A 1,423-nucleotide genomic window follows, 5' to 3' on the forward strand; every position below is an offset into this window, starting at 1 on the left:
GGACAAGGCTCTGCATCTGATTGCCGACAACTATGCGACCCATAAACACCCGGTAGTACAGGCGTGGCTCGACAAGCACCCGCGTATTCACATGCACTTCACGCCCACTTCGGCATCCTGGCTCAACATGGTCGAGCGTTTCTTTCGGGATATCACGACCCAGCGGTTACGTCGTGGGGTGTTCACCAGTGTCTCCGAACTCATCCAGGCCATTGAGGGGTACATCGACCACCACAACACCCATCACAAACCTTTCATCTGGACCAAAACCGCCCGCGACATCCTGCAAAAGGTCATTCGCGCCAACAGCCACTTAAGCTGCAAACAGAATGCAACACTACACTAGCAGCCTGTCGGATTATTCGCGTAACCCACTGATTCTATTGCACCTGCCATTTCCTGGAAATTTATTAAAACGTTTAGTAATCAATGTGTTGCGTTTCTTCAAAACCGAAAGCCCGACAGGCTGCTAGCAATGGCTCCAGGATGCCTGTCGGTGTGAGCAAAACAGGGATTTCTGTATATACACCCGTTGCATCCGTATAAACGCGGGCTTTTAATGTAACGAACATCAGATGTCTCCTTGAGGTCGACTCGCGAATTTCACATTGACGTCAAGACACAGATACATCGCTTCCAAGGAGAGGCTTGTTACATCAGCATCTGCGGCGATTACCCCAGAAGTAGAACCTGTAGTGGATAAAGGTGTTGCGATAGCCAGCTTCAAGTATATCAATTCTACCCACCACGATTGGAGTGCACTTCAGTTCTCATGGCTTGCTACCTAACATGCATAGCAATACCCACAAAGCACATACTATGTAACTATGCTGTATAGGTGTGGTGTTGTAAACTAAAAAAACGGCGTACAAATCACTCAGAGTCTTTCATATTTAAGTCGTTATAGTAAAACTATGTACATATAACTGGGGGGAAGAACTCGACAAAATAGTGTCACCCCGAACAATAAAGTATCATCCTGGAGTACAGCAAAAACGTGATAGAAAGCATGTATCTGACAAAGAATCAACAAGTTAAGCCATTATCAGGATGATACTTTATTGTTCTGCGCCCCTGTCAGTGGCGTGTTTGATAGGCAACTCAGGATGATACTTACCCCACTAGGCCAACCAAACGGCGACCCATAATCAATAAGTTGCATGTCAATCAGGATGATACTTTTTTGTCACTGAACATGGGGTGAGAAGGCAAAAAGTTACCAACTCTATTTATTTTTGAAAATTTCCATGTGGCGACTCTACGGGCTTTGGCCGGATAAAAGTTACCAACTTTATTTGCATTCTACATTTACGGGTATTTTCTGGTAGGGGTTCTAAGCCCAAACCCGCAGAATCTTTAGAATACAGTTAAATCATAAAGTTATGATAACATGACCGTGGCAAGTAGAGCATCCATATCGAAT

2 protein-coding genes are annotated in these 1,423 nt (G+C 45.0%); one reads left to right on the forward strand and one right to left on the reverse strand.

Going from position 1 to position 1,423, the window contains the following annotated elements:
• Window positions 1-346: transposase (locus AC2VLY_RS04980; protein ID WP_486921863.1), on the forward strand; the 346-nt coding region annotated here is incomplete at its 5' end.
• 73 nt (window positions 347-419) lie between these two features.
• On the opposite strand, the gene AC2VLY_RS04985 is transcribed toward AC2VLY_RS04980, so the two are convergent.
• Window positions 420-572, reverse strand: coding sequence for a hypothetical protein (locus AC2VLY_RS04985; protein WP_486921864.1), 153 nt, complete (start codon window positions 570-572; stop codon window positions 420-422).
• Between the last annotated feature and the right edge of the window lie 851 nt (window positions 573-1,423).

The organism is Acidithiobacillus sp. TH-A36 (assembly GCF_057473445.1).